The sequence below is a fragment of the Psychrosphaera aestuarii genome, from assembly GCF_017948405.1.
GTDB classification, from domain to species: Bacteria; Pseudomonadota; Gammaproteobacteria; order Enterobacterales; family Alteromonadaceae; genus Psychrosphaera; species Psychrosphaera aestuarii.
This window is the reverse complement of the sequence record NZ_CP072844.1, coordinates 326,149-349,892: the sequence shown is the minus strand read 5'-3', so window position 1 is coordinate 349,892 and position 23,744 is coordinate 326,149. Positions and strand designations below refer to the sequence as shown.

The 23,744-nt window shown below is 41.7% G+C and carries 19 protein-coding genes, 2 tRNA genes and 3 rRNA genes; 9 read left to right on the top strand and 15 right to left on the bottom strand.

Translation table 11 applies throughout. The features are described 5' to 3' along the window. The first annotated feature begins 4 nt into the window (after positions 1 to 4). Both J9318_RS01695 and hemB read left to right on the top strand, forming a co-directional pair. On the top strand, positions 5 to 1,804 hold the full coding sequence (locus tag J9318_RS01695; RefSeq protein WP_210560784.1) for a sensor domain-containing diguanylate cyclase: 1,800 nt from the start codon (positions 5 to 7) through the stop codon (positions 1,802 to 1,804). Positions 1,805 to 1,807: 3 nt separating this feature from the next. Further along, complete coding sequence (gene hemB / locus J9318_RS01690; protein ID WP_210560783.1) at positions 1,808 to 2,818, top strand: porphobilinogen synthase; 1,011 nt, start codon at positions 1,808 to 1,810, stop codon at positions 2,816 to 2,818. Positions 2,819 to 2,846: 28 nt separating this feature from the next. Here hemB and gppA read toward each other — a convergent pair whose 3' ends face one another. Further along, positions 2,847 to 4,331: a guanosine-5'-triphosphate,3'-diphosphate diphosphatase gene (gene gppA / locus J9318_RS01685; RefSeq protein ID WP_210560782.1), complete on the bottom strand. Its 1,485-nt coding sequence runs from the start codon at positions 4,329 to 4,331 to the stop codon at positions 2,847 to 2,849. Positions 4,332 to 4,353: 22 nt separating this feature from the next. Next, the gene (gene rhlB / locus J9318_RS01680) at positions 4,354 to 5,577 is read right to left on the bottom strand and encodes an ATP-dependent RNA helicase RhlB (RefSeq protein ID WP_210560781.1); all 1,224 of its coding nucleotides are present in this window, start codon (positions 5,575 to 5,577) and stop codon (positions 4,354 to 4,356) included. Positions 5,578 to 5,667: 90 nt separating this feature from the next. On the opposite strand from rhlB, the gene trxA reads away from it, so the two are divergent. Continuing rightward, complete coding sequence (trxA, locus tag J9318_RS01675; protein WP_210560780.1) at positions 5,668 to 5,991, top strand: thioredoxin TrxA; 324 nt, start codon at positions 5,668 to 5,670, stop codon at positions 5,989 to 5,991. 83 nt (positions 5,992 to 6,074) lie between these two features. Here trxA and J9318_RS01670 read toward each other — a convergent pair whose 3' ends face one another. The 6 genes from J9318_RS01670 to J9318_RS01645 all read right to left on the bottom strand — a co-directional run bounded on the left by J9318_RS01670 (position 6,075) and on the right by J9318_RS01645 (position 12,035). Beyond that, positions 6,075 to 6,506, bottom strand: coding sequence for an HIT family protein (locus tag J9318_RS01670; protein WP_210560779.1), 432 nt, complete (start codon positions 6,504 to 6,506; stop codon positions 6,075 to 6,077). Between the two features lie 271 nt (positions 6,507 to 6,777). After that, positions 6,778 to 6,892 (bottom strand): 5S ribosomal RNA (gene rrf / locus J9318_RS01665). A 122-nt stretch (positions 6,893 to 7,014) separates the two neighbouring features. Next, positions 7,015 to 9,895 (bottom strand): 23S ribosomal RNA (locus J9318_RS01660). Between the two features lie 301 nt (positions 9,896 to 10,196). Then, positions 10,197 to 10,272 (bottom strand) — tRNA-Ala (locus J9318_RS01655). A 44-nt stretch (positions 10,273 to 10,316) separates the two neighbouring features. Continuing rightward, positions 10,317 to 10,393 (bottom strand) — tRNA-Ile (locus J9318_RS01650). 108 nt (positions 10,394 to 10,501) lie between these two features. Then, a 16S ribosomal RNA gene (locus J9318_RS01645) occupies positions 10,502 to 12,035 on the bottom strand. Together the 16S, 23S and 5S rRNA genes with 2 tRNA genes alongside form the textbook arrangement of a ribosomal RNA operon. Before the next feature lie 507 nt (positions 12,036 to 12,542). Between J9318_RS01645 and J9318_RS01640 the strand changes: the two genes are divergently transcribed. Continuing rightward, positions 12,543 to 13,085, top strand: coding sequence for a gamma carbonic anhydrase family protein (locus J9318_RS01640; RefSeq protein ID WP_210560778.1), 543 nt, complete (start codon positions 12,543 to 12,545; stop codon positions 13,083 to 13,085). 136 nt (positions 13,086 to 13,221) lie between these two features. Here J9318_RS01640 and aroE read toward each other — a convergent pair whose 3' ends face one another. Then, positions 13,222 to 14,028 carry a shikimate dehydrogenase gene (gene aroE / locus J9318_RS01635; RefSeq protein WP_210560777.1) on the bottom strand — a complete coding sequence of 269 codons (807 nt, stop codon included), beginning with the start codon at positions 14,026 to 14,028 and terminating at the stop codon, positions 13,222 to 13,224. Between the two features lie 9 nt (positions 14,029 to 14,037). Between aroE and J9318_RS01630 the strand changes: the two genes are divergently transcribed. After that, positions 14,038 to 14,490 carry a group II truncated hemoglobin gene (locus J9318_RS01630; protein WP_244731776.1) on the top strand — a complete coding sequence of 151 codons (453 nt, stop codon included), beginning with the start codon at positions 14,038 to 14,040 and terminating at the stop codon, positions 14,488 to 14,490. 57 nt (positions 14,491 to 14,547) lie between these two features. On the opposite strand, the gene hemF is transcribed toward J9318_RS01630, so the two are convergent. The 6 genes from hemF to J9318_RS01600 all read right to left on the bottom strand — a co-directional run bounded on the left by hemF (position 14,548) and on the right by J9318_RS01600 (position 19,460). Next, positions 14,548 to 15,420, bottom strand: a complete 873-nt coding sequence (gene hemF / locus J9318_RS01625) for an oxygen-dependent coproporphyrinogen oxidase (RefSeq protein ID WP_210562324.1) — start codon at positions 15,418 to 15,420, stop codon at positions 14,548 to 14,550. A gap of 45 nt (positions 15,421 to 15,465) precedes the next feature. Further along, positions 15,466 to 16,035: an L-threonylcarbamoyladenylate synthase type 1 TsaC gene (tsaC, locus tag J9318_RS01620; protein WP_210560776.1), complete on the bottom strand. Its 570-nt coding sequence runs from the start codon at positions 16,033 to 16,035 to the stop codon at positions 15,466 to 15,468. A gap of 32 nt (positions 16,036 to 16,067) precedes the next feature. Then, on the bottom strand, positions 16,068 to 16,610 hold the full coding sequence (locus tag J9318_RS01615) for a DNA topoisomerase family protein (RefSeq protein WP_210560775.1): 543 nt from the start codon (positions 16,608 to 16,610) through the stop codon (positions 16,068 to 16,070). A gap of 87 nt (positions 16,611 to 16,697) precedes the next feature. Beyond that, entirely contained in the window at positions 16,698 to 17,171 is a 474-nt protein-coding gene (locus J9318_RS01610) for a DUF494 family protein (protein WP_210560774.1), read from the bottom strand. Positions 17,172 to 17,185: 14 nt separating this feature from the next. Beyond that, a complete protein-coding gene (gene dprA, locus J9318_RS01605; protein WP_210560773.1) occupies positions 17,186 to 18,301 on the bottom strand; it encodes a DNA-processing protein DprA in 1,116 nt (371 codons plus the stop codon). Between the two features lie 25 nt (positions 18,302 to 18,326). Continuing rightward, positions 18,327 to 19,460, bottom strand: coding sequence for a LysM peptidoglycan-binding domain-containing protein (locus J9318_RS01600; protein WP_210560772.1), 1,134 nt, complete (start codon positions 19,458 to 19,460; stop codon positions 18,327 to 18,329). 108 nt (positions 19,461 to 19,568) lie between these two features. Between J9318_RS01600 and def the strand changes: the two genes are divergently transcribed. Genes def through trkA form a run of 4 tightly spaced genes read left to right on the top strand, consistent with a single transcriptional unit; the run spans position 19,569 to position 23,744 of the window. Further along, entirely contained in the window at positions 19,569 to 20,081 is a 513-nt protein-coding gene (gene def / locus J9318_RS01595; protein ID WP_210560771.1) for a peptide deformylase, read from the top strand. Positions 20,082 to 20,088: 7 nt separating this feature from the next. After that, positions 20,089 to 21,039 (top strand): methionyl-tRNA formyltransferase, encoded by a 951-nt coding sequence (fmt, locus tag J9318_RS01590; protein WP_210560770.1) that lies wholly within the window; start codon positions 20,089 to 20,091, stop codon positions 21,037 to 21,039. Beyond that, positions 21,036 to 22,340, top strand: coding sequence for a 16S rRNA (cytosine(967)-C(5))-methyltransferase RsmB (gene rsmB, locus J9318_RS01585; protein ID WP_210560769.1), 1,305 nt, complete (start codon positions 21,036 to 21,038; stop codon positions 22,338 to 22,340). Before fmt ends, rsmB begins: the two co-directional genes overlap by 4 nt. Positions 22,341 to 22,367: 27 nt before the next feature. Next, entirely contained in the window at positions 22,368 to 23,744 is a 1,377-nt protein-coding gene (gene trkA / locus J9318_RS01580; RefSeq protein WP_210560768.1) for a Trk system potassium transporter TrkA, read from the top strand.

Sequence of the window (23,744 nt, the reverse complement as noted above, 5' to 3'; positions counted from 1 at the left end):
AGCCATGCGTAACTTCGTTATCTTTATCTTTGTTGCCTTGTCATTTTTTTCGACGGCTGAACCCGTCCCGTATCAAATTGATTTAAACAAGGGCTCTGTCAATTTAGTTCCATATGTCGAGTACAACATTGGCAATGACGATCCTCTTGAAGCTCCACCTATAGAAGGTTGGAGCTCATTAACTGAAGACTTCATCAAGTTAGGTTACGATCAACGCGTTCATTGGTTTCGTTTTGGTTTAAACAACCGAAATCCTAATCCAACGTCTTTGTATGTTGAACTAGATAATGCCTTGTTAGACAACGTTACTTTTTACATTTTAAATAATGGCAAGGTACGCAGTGTTCAAAATCTAGGTGATAACTATAACTTTAAGTTGCGCCCTGTATTACAAGAATCATTTGTCATTCCAGTGTCACTCTTGGCTGGTGAAACGATAGAAGTATATATCGCGGTTCAATCGGAAGGGACTGTTAACTTTCCCTTAGTGTTGTGGCAAAAAGAAGTATTTCAGCAACAGGAAAACTATGACCGTCTGATGGCTGGCCTATTTATTGGTATTATTCTCGCTGCGATATTTGCATATGTCATTGTTTATGTTTTCAGTCAGTCTCAAAACGCGATTCTTGATGCGTTTCTAATGCTTTCTCTTTTGATGATTACTTTAACCATGAATGGTTATGCGTTTCACTATATATGGCCAGACTATCCGTTAATGCAGCAACATGCGGTATTTCTATTTAGCTGTATTGCTATGGGTTGCTCGGCTTTATTAGCGCGAAATTACATTAGCAGTGTCTATGAACAACACCCATTAACTCGTAGTTTTTTGTTTATTGCTATCGCCTCTGTACTGATTATCCCATTAACTTTTTATCTGAGTTACCAATGGGGTCTGTATTTAATAATGGCAGCCGCGATAGTTATTTGTAGTTTTCATATATATTCCGGATTTTGGCTCTGGAAGCAGGGCGTTCACGAAGATCAAGACTTAAATTTAGGGATTGCAGTGTTACTCGCAACCATGCTTTTTATAGCAGTAAATAGCTTTACTCAAGCTAACTTACCATTTACTAATTTAGACTTATTACAACTAGCTATGTTAGTCATCGTAAGCATTCTTTCTGTAAGCATGATTAAAAGACAAATAGAACGAGACAAAAATACCACACTACAAATTAACGACGTCGATGTGGAATTAACAGATGATTTGCAAACCCAGCTGGCAGAACAAAATTTAGAGTTACAGTTAACATTACGTGAGCTTGAAGATAGAAATACTGAGCTAGAAAAAATAAATACATTAGACGCTTTGTCAGGCATTCATAACCGTCGTCACTTTGACAAACGAATTCAAGCTGAAATAAGACGTTCACGACGAGAGTTGTCACCACTTTCATTGATTATGTTTGATATTGATCACTTTAAGTCGGTCAATGACAAATTCGGACACGTTGCTGGTGACGAAGTCATTAGAACGGTCGCTCACATTGCTGAAGAATTGCTAAACCGTTCTTCTGATGAAGTATTTAGGTATGGTGGCGAAGAATTCGCTATTTTACTGCCAAATACTGAAATTTCTGGTGCTGACATGTTAGCGCAAAAAGTTAGAGAAAATATCGAAAGTGCGTCAATCGCTACATCATCTGGTAACGTAAAGTGTACGGTAAGCCTTGGTGTCGCATGTACGGGGAAAGAGCATAACTTATCCCCTGAGCAGTTTGTCGAGTGTGCCGACAAGGCTCTTTATGCAGCCAAAAGCCAAGGTCGTAACTGCGTTGTAGTTCAAAAAATAGAGGAATAAGTAATGTTAGATAAAAGTACAGGTCAGTTTCCAAACATCCGCATGCGAAGAATGCGTAGCGATAATTTTTCTCGTCGCCTGATGCAAGAACATTCAGTTACAGTAAACGACTTAATTTATCCAATGTTTGTACTAGAGGGAACAAATAGACGTGAAACTATTGAGTCTATGCCTGGTATTGAGCGCTTATCCATTGATTTATTATTAGACGAAGTTAAAGAGCTGGTTGAGCTTGGCATTCCTGCGATTGCCATATTCCCGGTTACGCCTCTTGATCAAAAGACTGAACTTGCAGAAGAAGCCTATAACCCGCAGGGTTTAGCTCAAAAAACGATTAAAGCTGTTAAAGAGTCATTTCCTGATATCGGCGTAATCTCAGACGTTGCTCTCGATCCGTTTACCGTCCATGGGCAAGATGGAATCATTGATGATAACGGCTACGTTTTAAATGACGTGACAACCAAAACTCTGGTGAAACAAGCGCTTTCTCATGCCGAAGCGGGCGTGGATGTTGTTGCACCTTCAGATATGATGGATGGCCGAATTGGTGAAATTCGACAGGCTCTTGAGGATAACGGCTTTCATAATGTAAAAATCATGGCTTATTCCGCAAAGTACGCCTCTAGTTATTACGGTCCATTCCGCGACGCTGTTGGTTCAGCTGGTAATTTAAAGGGTGCGGATAAAAAAACGTATCAAATGGATCCTGCAAATTCAAATGAAGCTATGCGAGAAATAGCATTAGACTTACAAGAGGGTGCAGATATGGTTATGGTTAAGCCTGGCATGCCATATTTGGATATAGTTCGACGTGTTAAAACTGAGTTTGAAGTACCTACTTTTGCTTACCAAGTGAGTGGGGAATATGCCATGCATATGGCTGCCATTCAAAATGGCTGGCTTGCTGAAGAACCTGTAGTGATGGAGTCTTTACTCGCGTTTAAGCGCGCCGGCGCAGATGGTATTTTAACGTATTTTGCTAAATCCGCTGCAAAGTGGCTTAATAACAAATAGATATTTCTAATGTATTAGAAATATCTTCTTAAACTAGAATAAGTTGCCAGCCTTGCACCCCTTGATAGCTGGCTTCTTGTTGTAACTCTGCAGCGCTTAATGGATTTTTATCTAACCATCCCTCTGGTAGATGTATAGACAACTTCTCTTGCTCAACTGAAACCTTAATTTCTGGCAATACTTCGTCTGAACGACGTAACGATAATATAACTGCCAATCTAATAATTCTAATTAACCGCGTTGCAAGCAATACTGAGGTAGAAGTTTGCTGTGATATTGCATTTGTATCTATATCATCTCTGTGGTTTCGTACGATTGCCGTTAATAGCTTCTTTTGAGCTGACGTAAACCCTGGAAGATTGGAGTTAGCTAATAGATAACTGGCATGAATTTGTTGGTCTTTATAAGACACTTGTAACCCAATCTCATGAACTAAAGCTGCCGATCTAAGCATATCGATTGCTTCAAATTGGGCTAGGTTCCAGCCTGGTTGAGTTTGCTTTGCTATTGCAATACACACATCGGCTACCCTTTGTGCATGTGCCTGGTCAATATGGTACCGTGCGATAACACTGTTAATTGTTCGTTGTCTTACATTTAGCTTGGTGAGTTCTGGCAACATTGAGTATAACTGCCCCTCTCTTAATGCGCCGCCAGCGAGTGTCATACCATTTAGGCCAAGCTGTTTAAATATTGCGATTAGTATGGCAAGGCCACTTGGGAAAACATGACGACGCTCTTGAACAAGACCTTTAATCGCCAACTTTTCTAGGTGTTCGTATTCAATTGCTTGAGCCTGTATGGTTTCTAAACGCGCTAACGTAATAACTTCGTCAAAACCTTGTGCCATTAGTATTTCTTGAATTGCCTGTACTGTGCCTGACGCACCGACTTCTTCCTGCCAATTAAAGTCATTGTATTTATCTCTAACTTTATTAATTTCAATCTCTGCGGCAGCAATGGCATTAGAAAAATTTGCTTTAGACAATCGACCATTTGGAAAGTAACGCTCTAAGTAAGTGACACAACCGACATTGATACTACAAAATATCTTGGGCTCATGACCTTCACCGGCAATTAGCTCAGTGCTTGCACCACCAATATCGACGACTAACTTCTTTTTATCTGAACTTGAAGTATAAGCTGCACCTTTATAAATTGTTTGAGCCTCTACTTCACCTGAGATTATCTCAATTGAGTGGCCCAATATTCTTTCAGCGTTGACTAGGAAGGTATCTACATTGGTGGCTAAACGTAATGTTGCGGTACCAGATATTTTAATATTTTGTCGCGGGATATCTTGGAGTCGCTCTGCAAAAAGATTGAGACATTCCCAACCCCTTTGCATAGCTTCATCCGAAAGCATCATGTTACTGTCTAGCCCTGATGCAAGTCGGACTTTTCGTTTTACTCGGCCAATAATTTGAACACTACCTGCAATTACCTGAGCGATCATCATATGAAAGCTGTTCGACCCTAGGTCTACGACTGCATAGCTAGTATTATTGTCCATCTAATTACAGCCTCAACTGATATTAGGAGCTTCTGCGACGTTGACCATGATGATGTCTACGTTTTGTATAACGAGGCTTTGGAACATCATCTAGCAACGCTTCTGAATCATATTGGCTAACTGGTATAGCATGACCAATATATTCTTCAATCGCTGGAAGGTTATAAACATACGATTCACAAGCAAAACTAATCGCACTTCCGCTTGCACCTGCACGACCTGTGCGGCCAATTCGGTGAACATAATCTTCACGATCATCCGGTAAATCATAATTATAGACATGCGATACTTCTGGGATGTGAAGTCCACGAGCGGCAACGTCTGTTGCAACTAAGAAATCTATATCACCTTTGGCAAAGGCTTCTAGTATGGATAAACGTTTTCGCTGGTTCACATCACCAGTTAACAAGCCTGCGCGATGCTTATCTGCTTTTAACCAGTTATATACTTGCTCACACGAGTGTTTGGTATTCGTAAATACGATTGCTTTTTCTGGCCAATCATCTTCGATAAGAGAGAGAAGCAATAGTGGCTTTTTATCCGATTCTGGATAAAACAACTCTTCAGAAATTCGTGTACCTGTCATACGTTCAGGCTCTACTTGAACATGCGTTGGTTCATTCATGTGTGAATAAGCAAGTTCTTTAACTTTGTAACTCATAGTTGCTGAGAAAACTAAGTTTACACGTTCTGTGCTTGGAGGCATTTTACTAAACAGATAGCGAATGTCGTTAATAAAACCCAAATCGAACATACGATCGGCTTCATCTAAGACAACAGCTTGAATGCTATCTAAGTTGTAGATACCTTGTTTCAAATAATCAATTACGCGACCAGTCGTACCAATCAGTACGTCTACCCCTTGTTCTAATTGTTTGCGTTGACTTTCGTAGCCCTCGCCCCCATAAACAAGACCGAGTGTTAAACCAGAAGCTTCCGCAAACGCAACTGCGTCTTTGTGAATTTGAATGGCTAACTCTCGGGTTGGCGCTAAAATAATAGCTCTTGGTTGACCTTTTGCTTCTACATTGAGAAGTTTATTAAAGGTCGCAGTAAGAAATGCGATGGTTTTTCCGGTCCCTGTTTGTGCTTGACCAGCAATGTCGGCACCTTTTTCGATTAAAGGCATACACATAGCCTGAATCGGGGTACAATTTGCATAACCAGCAGAGGATAGGGCTTTTAATACATCTGGATGTATTGAAAAGTCGGAAAATTTTGTTTCAGTTAAATGTGTCTTAGTCATAACGGATAAGCATAACCTTTAGCCTTGCAATAAGAAACAAATTAATCACAATAGAAGTACATTATTTATATATTAAACGCGGAGTAAGAAATGAGCGACAAAATTATTAACATAACTGACGATAGTTTCGATTCGGTTATCAGCAGTGACAAGCCTGTTTTAGTAGATTTATGGGCAGAATGGTGTGGTCCTTGTAAAATGATTGCTCCTATTCTAAGCGAAGTTGCAGAAGAAATGTCTGACAAAGTAACGATTACTAAGTTAAACATTGACCAAAACCCAAATACACCTCCTAAGTTTGGTGTACGCGGTATACCGACTCTATTGCTTTTCAAAAATGGCGCGGTAGTCGGAACAAAAGTAGGTGCTTTAAGTAAAACTCAACTTACTGAGTTTTTAAACGACAATCTTTAATAATTTAGTTAGTCGTATATGTTATTAAGCTTGGCATTACCAAGCTTGTATATACAACAAAGACTTTATATTTAAATTCAGTATTAAATGGGAATAACATTAGTATTTTTATTTAGCTGAATTTCTTTAAGAAGAGACTCAACAAAAGCGAGTCTCTTTTTTTTATCCCATGGTTCTGCTTTACCAATTCCCCAAATAGGTCCTGGCCAGGTTAAGTCATCTTCAAACCTTGCCACTATATGCCAATGTAATTGCTCTACAACATTCCCTAAATTAGCAATATTAATTTTTTTACACTGCGTCACGGCTTTTAAAGCTTTAGCAACGGCATTGCTTTCTAATATCAACTGTTGAGCTTGCTCAGCCTTAAGCGAATGAATCTCTGTCGCACCCTCTATTTTCGGAACTAAAACTAGCCAAGGGTAACGTTGATCATCTTGTATTCTCAATTGGCTAATCGGCATATCTGCAATCAGAATTGAATCTCGCTCTATGCGATGATCTAAAGTAAACATATATGACCCTGTGTTAATTTAATTAATGAATTATACGCACTTTCTGAAAAACAAATAGATTAAGTACATACGAGCTTCGGCTACCGACAAAACATTAATACTCAAGAGCCGTGCATGCATGGATGCAGGAGTTAGAGCAACGCAGGAGCAGTTGCCGAGAGCGACGAAGTAGCAGTTGCCGAGAGCGACGAAGTAGCGAGCCGTGATGGTTGGGTATAAATCGGAGGCAATAAAAAACCCCTCGCACATGGTGCAAGGGGTTAGTATGGGAGCCTGGCGGTGAGCTACTCTCGCATAGCAAATGCTACACTACCATCGCCGCAGCTGCGTTTCACTTCTGAGTTCGAAATGGAATCAGGTGGGTCCACAGCGCTATTGCCACCAGGCAAAGCTGTTTGTAATCGATGTCATAAAAAACACCGCTTACGTAAATTGTCTTAACAATCAGAAAGCTGGATATTCAACCAAAATAATTTTGAGTCTCTGTAGGAGAACACTTAAGCGTTGTATGGTTAAGCCTCACGGGCAATTAGTATAAGTTAGCTTAATGCCTCACAGCACTTCCACACCTTACCTATCAACGTTGTAGTCTTCAACGACCCTTTAGGACAGTTAAACTGTCAGGGATGACTCATCTCGAGGCTCGCTTCCCGCTTAGATGCTTTCAGCGGTTATCGATTCCGAACGTAGCTACCGGGCAATGCCATTGGCATGACAACCCGAACACCAGCGGTTCGTCCACTCCGGTCCTCTCGTACTAGGAGCAGCCCCTCTCAATCATCCAACGCCCACGGCAGATAGGGACCGAACTGTCTCACGACGTTCTAAACCCAGCTCGCGTACCACTTTAAATGGCGAACAGCCATACCCTTGGGACCGACTTCAGCCCCAGGATGTGATGAGCCGACATCGAGGTGCCAAACACCGCCGTCGATATGAACTCTTGGGCGGTATCAGCCTGTTATCCCCGGAGTACCTTTTATCCGTTGAGCGATGGCCCTTCCATACAGAGCCACCGGATCACTATGACCTACTTTCGTACCTGCTCGACGTGTCTGTCTCGCAGTTAAGCTTGCTTCTACCATTACACTAACCGTACGATGTCCGACCGTACTTAGCAAACCTTCGTGCTCCTCCGTTACTCTTTGGGAGGAGACCGCCCCAGTCAAACTACCCACCAGACACTGTCCACAACCCCGATAAGGGGCCAATGTTAGAACATCAAACATACAAGGGTGGTATTTCAAGGATGGCTCCACCTGAACTGGCGTCCAAGTTTCATAGCCTCCCACCTATCCTACACATGTAGGCTCAATGTTCAGTGTCAAGCTGTAGTAAAGGTTCACGGGGTCTTTCCGTCTAGCCGCGGGTACACAGCATCTTCACTGCGATTTCAATTTCACTGAGTCTCGGGTGGAGACAGCGTGGCCATCATTACACCATTCGTGCAGGTCGGAACTTACCCGACAAGGAATTTCGCTACCTTAGGACCGTTATAGTTACGGCCGCCGTTTACCGGGGCTTCGATCATGAGCTTCTCCGAGGATAACCCAATCAATTAACCTTCCGGCACCGGGCAGGTGTCACACCCTATACGTCATCTTTCGATTTAGCAGAGTGCTGTGTTTTTAATAAACAGTTGCAGCCACCAGGTCACTGCGACCCACTTCAGCTCCGATAGCAAGTATCTTCACCTAATGTGGGCGTACCTTCTCCCGAAGTTACGGTACCATTTTGCCTAGTTCCTTCACCCGAGTTCTCTCAAGCGCCTTAGTATTCTCTACCTGACCACCTGTGTCGGTTTGGGGTACGGTTCTTAATCATCTGAAGCTTAGAGGCTTTTCCTGGAAGTATGGCATCAATGACTTCATCACCTTAGTGACTCGTCTCGTATCTCAGTATTAGCCGCCCGGATTTACCTAAGCAGCCTACCTACATACTTTCACACGGACAACCATCGCCGTGCTCACCTAGCCTTCTCCGTCCCCCCATCGCAATGATTAAAAGTACAGAAATATTAATCTGTTTCCCATCGACTACGCATTTCTGCCTCGCCTTAGGGGCCGACTTACCCTACCCTGATTAGCATGGGATAGGAACCCTTGGTCTTTCGGCGTGGGGGTTTTTCACCCCCATTATCGTTACTCATGTCAACATTCGCACTTCTGATATGTCCAGCACACTTCTCAATGCACCTTCAGCCACTTACAGAACGCTCCCCTACCTAGCGTAATAAATTACGCTACCGCAGCTTCGGTGTTATGCTTAGCCCCGTTACATCTTCCGCGCAGGCCGACTCGACTAGTGAGCTATTACGCTTTCTTTAAAGGGTGGCTGCTTCTAAGCCAACCTCCTAGCTGTCTAAGCCTTCCCACATCGTTTCCCACTTAGCATAAACTTTGGGACCTTAGCTGGCGGTCTGGGTTGTTTCCCTCTCCACGACGAACGTTAGCACCCGCCGTGTGTCTCCCGGATATTACTTTACGGTATTCGGAGTTTGCATGGGGTTGGTAAGCCGGGATGGCCCCCTAGCCCAAACAGTGCTCTACCCCCGTAAGTATTCGTCCGAGGCTCTACCTAAATAGATTTCGGGGAGAACCAGCTATCTCCCGGTTTGATTAGCCTTTCACTCCTAGCCACAGGTCATCCCCTAACTTTTCAACGTTAGTGGGTTCGGTCCTCCAGTTGATGTTACTCAACCTTCAACCTGCCCATGGCTAGATCACCGGGTTTCGGGTCTATACCTTGCAACTTATTCGCCCAGTTAAGACTCGGTTTCCCTACGGCTCCCCTATTCGGTTAACCTTGCTACAAAATATAAGTCGTTGACCCATTATACAAAAGGTACGCAGTCACAGAACAAGTCTGCTCCTACTGCTTGTACGTATACGGTTTCAGGTTCTATTTCACTCCCCTCACAGGGGTTCTTTTCGCCTTTCCCTCACGGTACTGGTTCACTATCGGTCAATTGGGAGTATTTAGCCTTAGAGGATGGTCCCCCTATCTTCAGTCAAGGTTTCTCGTGCCCCGACCTACTTAATATGTCCAACATGGCTTGTCGTGTACGGGACTATCACCCACTATCGTTGCACTTTCCAGAGCATTCCACTAAACCATGCTGATTCGGCTGTTTCCCGTTCGCTCGCCGCTACTTAGGAAATCTCGGTTGATTTCTTTTCCTCCGGGTACTTAGATGTTTCAGTTCTCCGGGTTCGCTTCGCATAGCTATGTATTCACTATACGATACCCTAAAAAGGGTGGGTTTCCCCATTCGGAAATTCTGGTTTATAACGGTTTTTATCACCTTAACCAGACTTATCGCAGATTAACACGTCCTTCATCGCCTCCAATTGCCAAGGCATCCACCGTATACGCTTATTCACTTAACCATACAACCTTAAATGCTCTCGCAAATTCAGTCGCAGTTTATGTGTCATATTTATTGGTTACTTGGTTTGTATAAGACCAAGAACCTGACATAAATAACGCTTGAGTTTTCTCTTACAGTGATAATCAAAATTATTTTTTTAGTTGTTGAATAACAAATAAATAAACAATAATGTTTACCTTATTTTTTTATCAGCTTTCCAAATTGTTAAAGAGCATGAGTTTATAAAAAACTCTAAACGATGCACACTCACTACAATGTGTATGGTTTAGGGTTTTGAATCGAGAAACTGAGTGTCAGTATGGTGGAGCTACGCGGGATCGAACCGCGGACCTCTTGAATGCAAATCAAGCGCTCTCCCAGCTGAGCTATAGCCCCATACTGAAGTCACGTCATTAAAACGTTGGTCCAAATCGAAGATTTGGTAGGCCTGGGCAGACTTGAACTGCCGACCTCACCCTTATCAGGGGTGCGCTCTAACCAGCTGAGCTACAGGCCTATCGTTTATGCTACAAACTCTCGAATGCAGCTAACAGCTTGCAGCTTTCTCGCTCATTATTCGTAATTAATTATTTGTGTGAACACTCTGAAGGTGTAACTTCGTTTATAAGGAGGTGATCCAGCCGCAGGTTCCCCTACGGCTACCTTGTTACGACTTCACCCCAGTCATGAACCACAAAGTGGTAAGCGCCCTCCCGAAGGTTAAGCTACCTACTTCTTTTGCAGCCCACTCCCATGGTGTGACGGGCGGTGTGTACAAGGCCCGGGAACGTATTCACCGTGGCATTCTGATCCACGATTACTAGCGATTCCGACTTCATGGAGTCGAGTTGCAGACTCCAATCCGGACTACGACAAGCTTTATGGGATCCGCTTACTCTCGCGAGTTCGCAACCCTTTGTACTTGCCATTGTAGCACGTGTGTAGCCCATCTCGTAAGGGCCATGATGACTTGACGTCGTCCCCACCTTCCTCCGGTTTGTCACCGGCAGTCTCCTTAGAGTTCCCACCATTACGTGCTGGCAACTAAGGATAAGGGTTGCGCTCGTTGCGGGACTTAACCCAACATTTCACAACACGAGCTGACGACAGCCATGCAGCACCTGTCTCATAGTTCCCGAAGGCACTAAAGCGTCTCTGCTAAATTCTATGGATGTCAAGAGATGGTAAGGTTCTTCGCGTTGCATCGAATTAAACCACATGCTCCACCGCTTGTGCGGGCCCCCGTCAATTCATTTGAGTTTTAACCTTGCGGCCGTACTCCCCAGGCGGTCTACTTAATGCGTTAGCTGCGCAAGACAACTCTTAAGAGTCAAACTGCTAGTAGACATCGTTTACGGCGTGGACTACCAGGGTATCTAATCCTGTTTGCTACCCACGCTTTCGTACATGAGCGTCAGTGTCGACCCAGGTGGCTGCCTTCGCCATTGGTATTCCTTCAGATCTCTACGCATTTCACCGCTACACCTGAAATTCTACCACCCTCTGTCGCACTCTAGCCATCCAGTTTCAAATGCAGTTCCCAGGTTGAGCCCGGGGCTTTCACATCTGACTTAAATGGCCGCCTGCGTACGCTTTACGCCCAGTAATTCCGATTAACGCTCGCACCCTCCGTATTACCGCGGCTGCTGGCACGGAGTTAGCCGGTGCTTCTTCTGCGAGTAACGTCACACCTAGCCGGTATTAACGACTAAGCTTTCCTCCTCGCTGAAAGTGCTTTACAACCCGAAGGCCTTCTTCACACACGCGGCATGGCTGCATCAGGCTTTCGCCCATTGTGCAATATTCCCCACTGCTGCCTCCCGTAGGAGTCTGGACCGTGTCTCAGTTCCAGTGTGGCTGATCATCCTCTCAGACCAGCTAGGGATCGTCGGCTTGGTGAGCCTTTACCTCACCAACTACCTAATCCCACTTGGGCTTCTCTAAAGGCGGGAGCCGAAGCCCCCTTTGAGCCGTAGCTATCATGCGGTATTAGCAGTCGTTTCCAACTGTTGTCCCCCACCTAAAGGCAAATTCCCAAGCATTACTCACCCGTCCGCCACTCGTCATCTTCTAGCAAGCTAGAAATGTTACCGTTCGACTTGCATGTGTTAGGCCTGCCGCCAGCGTTCAATCTGAGCCATGATCAAACTCTTCACTTAAAAGTTTAATCGCTACCCATTGAATTCTGTTCAAATAAATTTCGTTCAGACACTCAATTGATAGTTACAAGTACTAAGCTGCCTTCCGAAGAAGAACCTTAGTGTGTTTGTTACTACTCATCGGAGTGCCCACACAAATAATTAATTACAAATTGTTAAAGAACGTTTAGAACCTTTCTGCTCTTGGTCGAGACCTTGTCTCAACCGGGATGCGCATTCTACACTTCCCTAATTTGTTGTCAACGTTTTTATCAAATCTTTTTCGTTTTTTTGAAGAAGTTTTCTAAACCGTTTTAAGTCAAATCAAACCACCTTTACTTAACGTTTCAAGCCGTTTGATGTCTCCCTGACAACGAGGACGCATTATAGAGATCTAATTCCGTTGCGCAAGTGCTTTTTTGAAAAAGTTTTTTGTTTGGCTATAATAACTACAAACCGCATATTTATTGGCTTATTTGTTCAAAAAGTAGGATATTTAAGCCTTACCTTAGCCTTTGGGAGCTAATCATGAGAAACATTAAATCTTATAAAAATATAACGCCTACAATAAAAGAAAGCTGTTACATAGATGATAGCGCTGTTCTTTATGGTGATATCAAGTTAGGGGAAGACGTAAGTGTCTGGCCATTAGTTGCAGCTAGAGGTGATGTTAATACTATTTCGATCGGCGCCCGCACTAATGTACAAGACGGAAGTGTGCTGCACGTTACTAGAAAGTCTAAAAGCAACCCAACTGGAAATCCACTAATAATAGGTGAGGACGTCACAATTGGACATAAAGCTATGTTACATGGTTGTGAGTTAGGCAATCGTATACTCGTAGGTATGGGCGCTATTATTATGGACGGTGTTGTGGTTGGTGACGATGTAATTATTGGCGCGGGCTCTTTAGTTCCACCGAATAAAAAATTAGAAAGTGGATATCTTTATGTTGGCAACCCAGTGAAGCAAGCAAGACCACTAAAAGAAGACGAAAGGGCATTTTTAACAATTTCATCGAGTAATTATGTGTTGTTAAAAAATGAATATATAGAAGAACAAGCTAACTAATATCGACATTGCCATATTTAGTTAATATAAGGGCGCTACTTAAGCCCTTATATTAACTATTAACTATTAACTATTAACTATTAACTATTAACTATTAACTATTAACTATTAACTATTAACTATTAACTATTAACTATTAACTATTAACTAAAAAGTCTCTTATTTTTTCGGTATTGGGGCGAACTTTGTGCCAAACATAAAACGCTTCGGCCGCCTGTTCTACTAGCATACCTAAGCCGTCAATCACCTTAATGCCACTATTATTCGCCAACGCCCATTTTAAGAATGCATTTTCTTGTTGCGAATAAACCATATCATAGGCAGCTATGGCGTTTTCAAATACACAGGGATTCATTTCAGGTACTTCGTTATATATTGATAACGAAGTAGCATTAATAACGATATCGTAGTTATTTCTTACGTCCATCAAACTAATTGCACTTAGAGAGTCACTACCCATTTCAGTGACAATTTGCATAGCTTTGCCTTTTGTTCGGTTAGCTATCGTTATGTGCGCAGGCTTAACTTCTAATAGTGAAGGTATGCATCCTCTAACCGCCCCACCAGCACCAATTATAAGTATATGTTTATTCTGCAACTCTAATTTATTAAATAATAGATCCTGCACTAAACCCTGACCGTCGGTATTATCACCACACAAAACGCCATCTTTCATATAAAGAGTATTAACCGCTTTGGATAACTCAGCGCGCGCTGATACTTGATCACATAGATTGTAAGCTCGCTCTTTATATGGATAAGTAATATTGGTTCCCGAAAGTCCATCCGCAAACATCTTTTTAATTTCTACTTCAAATTCCTCAGACTCCAACAAGCACTTATCGTAAGTCATTTTAATATTCAACTGTTTCGCAAACTGTTGATGTATAATAGGCGACTTCGAGTGCGCGATTGGATTACCAATTACTAAAAACTTATTCATAGGTTTCTTATGTTAAATAAACTGAAATCAAAACTAATGGGCTCTAAATCGACCCAGTCTAATCAATATCATTCACACCTTTCGCCTAAGCAAACTCCTTATGAGCGAATGGGCAAAGATAAAGTGCTATTACTCGCAAACACCTTTTATGACCAAATGGAAACAAATGCCGAAGCGAAAGAGCTTCATGATATCCATCCAAAGCCTATGAACGCAATTAGAATTAAATTTTTTGAGTTTTTAAGTGGCTGGTTAGGCGGACCTGATTTGTTTGTTGAGAAATATGGACATCCGCGACTTCGAGCTCGCCACCTTCCTTTTGCTATTGACGATAAAATGTATCAACAATGGATGATTTGTATGACTAATGCTTTAGATATAGTTCTAGCAGACGACCCTGTACTAAAAGCTGATTTGAGAATGAAGTTTGATCAACTTGCTGCTCATATGATTAATCAGTAACAAAAAGGCACTCTATTAAATTAAGTGCCTTTATTAGTCATTTCGCAATATTCGCTTTTATAAATTCAAATAATTCTGTGGCTTCAAATACCTTTCATAAAGCTCAGCTTCTGCAGAGCCATCAGAAGGCGTGTATTGATATTCCCACCGAGCTAAAGGCGGCATCGACATTAATATAGACTCAGTTCGCCCTCCAGTTTGAAGGCCAAATAGGGTTCCACGGTCATAAACTAAATTAAACTCTACATAACGGCCGCGGCGATATAATTGAAATTGTCTTTGAGAGTCTGAAACGCTTGAATCTTTTCTACGCTCAACGATAGGCTTATAGGCATCTATAAAACCGTTACCAACCGCTTTAGTAAATGCAAAACAATTATCGAAGCCCCATTCATTTAAATCATCAAAGAATAATCCACCGACGCCTCGAGTCTCATCTCTATGTTTTAAATAAAAGTATTCGTCACACCACTTTTTATATTTTGGATAAACATCTTTTCCAAATGGTTTGCAAATATCAAAAGCGGTTTGATGCCAATGAACCACATCTTCTTCGATGGGGTAATAAGGCGTTAAGTCAAAACCACCTCCAAACCACCATACGGGTTCAGCACCTTCTTTTTCGGCAATAAAAAATCTTACATTTGCATGTGTCGTTGGTATATGAGGGTTACGCGGATGAATAACGAGAGACACTCCGCAAGCATTAAAACTGCGACCTTCTAGCTCTGGCCTATGTGCAGTCGCTGATGCTGGCATATTCGCACCAAATACATGCGAAAAATTAACACCCGCTTGCTCAAAGATAACGCCGTCTTTAAGCACTCGGCTTCGGCCGCCACCACCTTCTTCTCGTTCCCACTGGTCTTGTTCAAATTGACCACCATCCATGCTGGCTAGTTGATTAGTAATATAGTCTTGAAGTTCCATAAAAAAGGACTTCGCTTGTTCCAATAACTTATGTTCTTGCAAAACTTAACTCCTAAATACTTCGCCAGTGATTGAATGTTTAATAACTGAAGGCTTTTCACTTCCGCCTAAGGCCTCATCGACATAAATGGCAACTTGCGATCCAAACACCTTTATAGCTTCTGCCAAGTTTTTACAAACCGGCTCAGTTGTTCTATTGGCGCTAGTCGATACAATCGGTTTATTAAAGGTTCGACAAATTCGCTGAATAGTAGGGTGCGCACTGATACGAATAGCTATCATATCACTGCCGCCGGTAATCCACTTAGGTGCAGATGCTTTGGCTGGCAGTAACCATGTAACAGGGCCTGGCCAAGACGAAAAGATTTCTGGGCGTTTTTCAATTGGAACTTTATCAAAATCAAAGTAGTCATGGCACTGTGATAGGTTTTGTGCCACCAATATAAGACCTTTCTCAACTGGACGTTGTTTAGCTTCTAATAGCTTCATCACCGCATCTTCGTTATCCGGATCGCAGCCAATGCCCCAAACCGCCTCAGTAGGATAAACAATTAAACAGCCTTGCTGTAATGCTTCAATTTCATTTGTAGGATTTATTAACGTTGATTCAGTCATTTTCTTTGCTCAAATTGTATCGTATTAGTGACTTATTCGATTTCATAACTACATGTTTTAACTATGCAGCGTTTAGTATTATTTTTGTCTATTACAAGTATAGGACTTTCACACGAAGGGCAGATCTCGTTCAGAGGCTTATCGTTCAAAAGAAAGTCGCATTTAGGATATTGGTCGCATGCATAAAATACCTTACCCTTTTTTCCTGATCGCTGATGAAGCTCGCCTTTTCCACATTCTACGCACGGAACCGGTTCGTAATCTTCATCATCGTCTTCTTTAACAATAAAGTTACAGGTAGGGTAGTTCATACAACCAATAAACATACCGTAACGGCCAGATTTAACCGCAAGATCATCTTCGCAAATAGGACAACACACATCATCTAACACTTTTACAACTTGCACTTCTGATTGTGTTGACATTGGTTTAGTAAAATCACAAACGGGGTAACCAGTACAAGCCCAAAAAGCACCTTTGCTGCCAGACTTTATACTCAGCTCTGCCTCGCATTTAGGACAGTATTGTTTATTAGCTTGATTAGAAGAAAGGTTGAGCTTCGAGTCAGAAGTCATAAATACCAAGATGTTATGAAGACAATGGAGTGGATCTTAGCCACTCCATTTGTTTTAGCAATGAAATTTTATGTTAAACGACTATTTTTAGTGAATTAGACCTGCAGGTTCCTCGAACACAAGATTTTCCATTTGCTCAAATGCGGCTTCTTTACCTGGTACATTAAACAATACCATTAATACAACCCACTTTAAGTCATCAAGACCAATTTGAGACTCTTCAAGTTCCATAACGCGGTCAATAACCATTTCTCTAGTCGCTACATCTAACAGATTAATTTGCTCTAAGAATAACAAAAAGCCTCGACACTCAGTATCTAACTTCATTGTCTCTGCAACCGTATAAATACGAGTAGAAAGGGCGGTTTGCCCGATAATGAAAGGTGCTATATCGTTAGATTGCAGATCAGCAAGATCTTCTAACCACATCAGCGCTTTATAAATATCATCTTCATGAAAACCAGCCTTTTTAAGCTCTTTTGTAAGCTCGCCTTCGTCAACCCATAACTCTGCGCTATCGTTGACAATGTTTTCAAAAAGGTACAAAAGGATATCAAACATAACTTGCCCCTTTGTTATTTATTATTAAAGTTAGTGTTTACCTTGATATATCCGCCGGGCACGGCGTTTATATACCCCAAAATTTCCAATTCCAACAATTCTTTTAATACCTGATCCACTGGCAAATTTGAACGCTGTGAAATGACATCAACTGAGGTGGCTTCATGATCAACACTAGCTAACAATTGTGACTCTGCCAAGTTGTTTTTATCAATATTACTAAAACTACTTGAATAAGATACGTTTACGTCATGAGAGCAGATCAGCTGTTCATACTCCTCTAATATATCGGCCGGACATTGTACAAGCTTAGCGCCATTTTGTATCAGATTATGACAACCCGTTGATACAGGGCTAAATATATTTCCGGGCACTGCAAACACATCTCGATTGGCCTCTAACGCATATTTTGCCGTTATTAACGAGCCACTTTTTAAAGCCGCTTCAACTACAGCCGTTCCGTAGCTCAACCCAGCAATCACTCTATTACGACGAGGAAAATGAAAAGACTGTGGCGTATCGAATGGAAGAAACTCTGATAATAAAAGGCCATTTGTAGAAATTATATTAGCCGCTAATTGTCTGTGCTTTTTGGGGTATATATTTGCGTGTCCAGAACCCATAACAGCTATTGTATACCCACCAGCGTCTATCGTTGCTTGGTGTGCAACACCATCAATTCCTAACGCAAGACCACTTGTGACGACTAGTCCGCTTTTTACTAGAGCAGAAGCAAGATACTTTGTGACCTCAATACCATAAGCAGTTGGAGCGCGAGAGCCAACAAATGCAATTTGTGGTTGTGACAATAATTCAACATTACCTTGAGCGAATAAAACAATTGGCGGTCTTGATGTTTGTTTTAAGCTGTTGGGATAAAGCTTATCTTCTATGGAAACCAGCTTAATTTTATGGCTGATAATATAATTTTCAGTGTTAACGAGGTGATTAGGTGGATGCTTAATGCTTTGCTGTAAGAAGATAATCTGTTTTGAGGACAACCCCATCTTACTTAACTGATGTTCAGACTGGTAACACAATTCCGTTAAGCTGTTAAGCTCCTTACAAACCTTAAGAAGAGTTGCAACGCCCAACCCAGGACATTGCAACAGAATCAACCACTCTCTCATTTAATAAGCGCTCCATTTGGATCACCTACAAATTAGGAGTGTTAATCTTATCTCCAACATAAATAGGTGATGAGTTTTTTGTTATAATTCCATAACTTACTTTTTCATAAACTTTGAAAATCATGACTTGGCCAACTTCTTCATACGGCATGTCATATATACCTTTATGTTCATCACCTCTAAATAGGTTTTTAACAACACCAACAAACTTTTCGTATCTTGTTGCATCTTCTTGATATTTAGGACCAAGACCTTGATCAACAACAGTAGGTGATTTACGAGATATAGTAAGGATATTGCCCGCTGAAACCTGAGAATCTTGTCCTTTATTAATAATAACAACATCGTATTTACTTACGCCTGCTAAATCAGACGGCGTCGCTACAATAGTACCGTCTAGCTCAGTCGTAACTTTTGCCATTTTAAAAAAGGCTGGTAAGTCTTGCCCTTGGCGAATAGGCATAACAACGTCACTTGCTCTTACTTCTTGTTTGGCTGTTGTTATTCTAATTTTTCCGGGCACACCCTCTGAAGGGTCACCTGAATTAATTAAATCGGCTACTGCAACAAGCACAGCTTCATAACCTAAAATATCTTCTGAGTCTGGATCAACATACGCCTTGCCTTTACGGTATATGGCAAACTTACTTTCAGATTTTAAGTCACCTTTAATATAGAGTAAGTCACCAGGTAATGCTCTTTTTACAGTGCGATCTGTACCTAATACGTACGGCAAACCTTCTAACGTATCTTCATCAAGTGCCAGTTCATAACTCAGAAAGGATTCGATTGCATTTAAAGGGACCATTGGAATAGGTTCGTCTTTTTTATAGGCAATGCGTTTTTGCGGAGATAAGCTAAACGATCGTTTAGCCATGACCAACTTTGGCGAACCATCGGCGTCATAAACTAGTTTTAGTTGATCACCCGGGTAAATAAGGTGCGGGTTTTTAATCTGCGGATTGAATTTCCACAATTTTGGCCATAACCATGGATCGTTTAGAAATAAACTTGATATATCCCAAAGTGTGTCACCTTTCTTCACGACATATTCCGAAGGCGCATCTTTGCGGATCGTTAATGTATCAGCTATTAATGAAGATATGTGAAGTGAACTAATAACAAGCGCAAGCGTCATTAAGCGGATTAGTACACGCATTCCCTTTTTCCTATAATTATTATTATCAACATGTTGTTCTGTTAATAGTGAATCTAAACAGTTAAAATTACAAGTACACGATGTTATTTGGCGAGGCATAGATAAATTATGGCAATATTAAACGTATTACGTTTCCCTGATGAGCGATTACGCACAGTCGCAAAACCTATTGAAGTGGTTGATGACACTATAAAAACACTTATCGATGACATGTTTGAAACCATGTATGACGAAAACGGTGTAGGACTTGCAGCCTCTCAGGTTGATCAGCATGTTCGACTATTTGTAGCAGACTGCTCTGAAGACAGAGAAGAACCACTCGTATTTATTAACCCAGAAATCATTGCCAAAGATGGCAGTATGATTAATGAGGAAGGCTGTTTGTCTGTACCTCATTGTTATGCAAAAGTTGATCGTGCTGAAAAAGTCACAGTTAAAGCATTAGACCGTGATGGCAATCCTTTTGAATACGAAGCTGAAGGTTTATTAGCTATTTGTATCCAACATGAAACTGACCACTTAAATGGTGTTCTTTTTGTTGATTACTTATCTCCTCTTAAACGCGAACGCATTAAGAAAAAGTTAGCAAAAGAAGCAAAATTAGCAGCTCAAGAAGCCTAGGTATTATATGTCCTCAACGCCATTAAGAATAATCTTTGCCGGTACTCCAGAGTTCGCGGCAGAACATCTTTCACATCTTATTTCTGAGAAATTCGATATTGTTGCTTGCTACACTCAGCCAGATCGCCCAGCCGGTCGTGGTAAAAAGTTGCAACCTAGCGCTGTTAAACAAGTTGCGCTTGCACATGATATTCCAGTTTATCAACCGGTATCATTGAAAGATGAAGATGCACAACGCGAACTTGCTTTGCTAAACGCAGACTTAATGATCGTTGTCGCCTATGGCCTTATTTTGCCAAAGGTAGTCCTTGAACTGCCAAAACTTGGCTGTATAAACGTACACGGCTCTATTTTGCCACAGTGGCGGGGCGCGGCTCCTATACAAAGAGCAGTATTAGCGGGCGATAAAGAAACTGGCGTAACCATTATGCAAATGGACGTTGGTCTTGATACTGGTGACATGCTATTTATTGAAAAATGTGACATTTCTGATTCTGATACAAGCGGCAGTGTCTATGAAAAGTTACAGCAACTAGGTCCTAAAGCGCTGGTGTCTGCTGTTTATAAAATAGCGAGTGGCGATATCGCTCCTACACAACAAAATAACGATGATGCCACCTACGCACACAAACTGACGAAAGAAGAAGCGGTTATAAACTGGAACGAGTCAGCCGAGCAAATTGAGCGGAACATAAGAGGTTATCAACCTTGGCCGGTGGCGACCGTACAATTGAGCGGTAATACAGTAAAGGTATGGCAAGCCAAAGTGCTTGATGAATCATCACATGAACCTGCCGGGACCATTTTATCCGCCGATAAAAACGGTGTAAAAGTCGTTACTGGGAACGGAGTTCTTAATCTTCTTCAGCTTCAACCTCCTGGTAAAAAAGCCATGACTGCTGCTGACTTTGTTAACGGCCGAAGTGAATGGGTAACACCAGGAATATTGCTCAAATGAAAACTAATAATGTAAGAGCAGCGGCCGCAGAAACGCTACTGGCTGTGATGGATAAAGGAACTTCTTTATCCGAAGCTTTACCCAAAGCTCAATTAAAAATAGCAGCCAAAGATCACGCTCTACTGCAAGAAATGTGTTTTGGAGCTATTCGCTTTTTTCCAAAGTATGATGCAATTACCAATCAATTACTTACAAAAAAGTTAAAAGGCAAACAACGCGTATTTCATCACTTAATTATTATTGGTATTTATCAGCTTGAAGAAATGCGCATTCCACAACATGCTGCAGTTGCTGAAACAGTGCAAGCTGCAGTTAGCCTTAAAGCTCAGGGATTAAAAGGGCTTATCAATGCTTGCTTGCGCAACTTTATGCGAAATAGAGATGCGCTTTTTGCCAAAATATCAAATCCAGTAACCGACTTTAGCCACCCTAGTTGGTTCATAAAGCGAGTTCAAGAAGCCTATTCTGAAAATTGGCAAGATATCCTAAATGCCAATTTAGAGCGCGCTCCAATGTGGTTAAGGGTTCATACTAACAACGTATCAACGGCACAATTTTGCGATGCGTTAGAAGAAGCGAAAATTGAGTACTCTCAACCATTAGCTGATAAGAATGCCATTTTGTTGGCCTCACCCAAGCCTGTCGATAAGCTCCCAGGTTTTGAACAAGGTTGGTTTACTGTGCAAGATGGTGCGGCTCAACATGCCGCTCATATTTTAGCGCCTCAGGACAACGACGTTATATTAGATGCCTGTGCTGCTCCTGGCGGTAAAACTTGTCATATTTTAGATTTAGCGAATTGCCAAGTAACAGCCGCAGATATCGATCAAACTCGACTAGATAGAGTGACAGAAAACTTAACGCGATTATCAGAGCAAGCAACGTTAGTATGTGGTGATTTAACGATTCCAGCTACGTTACCTGATACGCTTTACGATCGTATATTACTGGATGCACCTTGTTCAGCAACTGGTGTTATAAGACGTCACCCAGACATAAAATGGCTTAGGCGTTCAGAAGACATTGATAACTTAGCTCACGTTCAAAAAGATATTCTTAAAACGTTATGGGCTCGATTGAAGCCCGGCGGTACTTTGGTTTACGCAACATGTTCTATTTTGCCGAGTGAAAATAGAGATTTAATGGCTGCATTTTTGTCAAGCCATGCTGATGCTAAACTTATCCCAATTGATACACCACTTAACACGCTTGAGTCGGAAAAAAATCCAGGCTGGCAAATTTTACCGAGTGAGCATAGTATGGATGGATTCTATTACTGTCGCATACAAAAACAACAATAAAATTGATAGGTTAGCAAGCCCAATACTATGAAGATAATTATCTTAGGAGCAGGCCAGGTTGGTGCCACACTAGCGGAAAATTTAGCTGGTGAAGAAAATGACATCACTATGGTAGATATTGACGCAGAGCCACTTCACGCCCTGCAAGATAAATATGACTTACAAGTTGTAGTTGGTCACTGCTCTCATCCCGATGTATTAAGGCAAGCAGGCGCTGAGCATGCTGATATGCTAATTGCTGTTACTCGCAGTGATGAAGTAAATATGATGGCCTGCCAAGTTGCATATAGTATTTTTAATACACCAAAAAAAATAGCTCGTATCCGATCTCAAGAATACCTTCTTTATCAAGAACAACTGTTTCAAAATAGTGACCTGCCTGTTGATAAATATATCGCTCCAGAAGAGCTTGTTACTAAATACATCCATCGTTTAATTGAGTCGCCGGGGGCGTTACAAGTCCTAGAATTTGCAAACGGTTTAGTTTCATTAGTTGCAGTAAAAGCTTACTACGGTGGTTTATTAGTTGGTTACGCCCTCTCAACGTTGAAAGAACACATGCCAAATGTTGAAACGCGCGTTGCTGCAATATATCGAAAAGGTCAAGCGATTAAGCCGGTCGGTAATACCGTGATTGAGGCGGATGATGAGGTCTTTTTTATTGTTGCGACAAAGCATATTCGCCAAGTTATGGAAGAGCTGCAAAAGCTAGAAGATAGCTATAAACGGATAATGATTGTAGGCGGTGGTAATATAGGTGCAGGTCTGGCAAAAATATTAGAAAAACGCTATCGAGTAAAATTGATTGAGGTTAATCAAGAACGAGCTGAACGCTTATCGCAATTATTAGAGCATACAACCGTATTTACAGGCGATGCGTCTGATCAAGAGTTACTCGCGGAAGAACAGATAGAACAAACCGACGTATTTATTGCCGTCACGAATGATGACGAAGCTAATATCATGTCTGCCATGTTGGCAAAAAAAATGGGCGTACAAAAGACCATGGTTCTTATTCAACGAAGTGCATACGTTGATTTGGTTCAAGGTCGAGATGTTGATATTGCCATATCTCCACAACAAGCCACTATATCGGCGTTATTAACTCATGTTAGAAAGGGTGACGTGGTTAATGTATATTCACTTAGACGTGGCGCAGCAGAGGCAATTGAAGCGATTGCTCACGGTGATAAAAATACCTCGAAAGTAGTCGGTCGTTCGATCCAAGAACTAAAACTTCCACCTCAGACAACCATTGGCGCGATTGTAAGAAATGCAGAGGTGATTATCGCTCATGACGATACCGTCATAGAAAGTGAAGATCACGTAATTCTATTTCTTATTAACAAAAAACATATTCATGAAGTAGAAAAGTTATTCCAAGTATCAGCGTTGTTCCTTTAG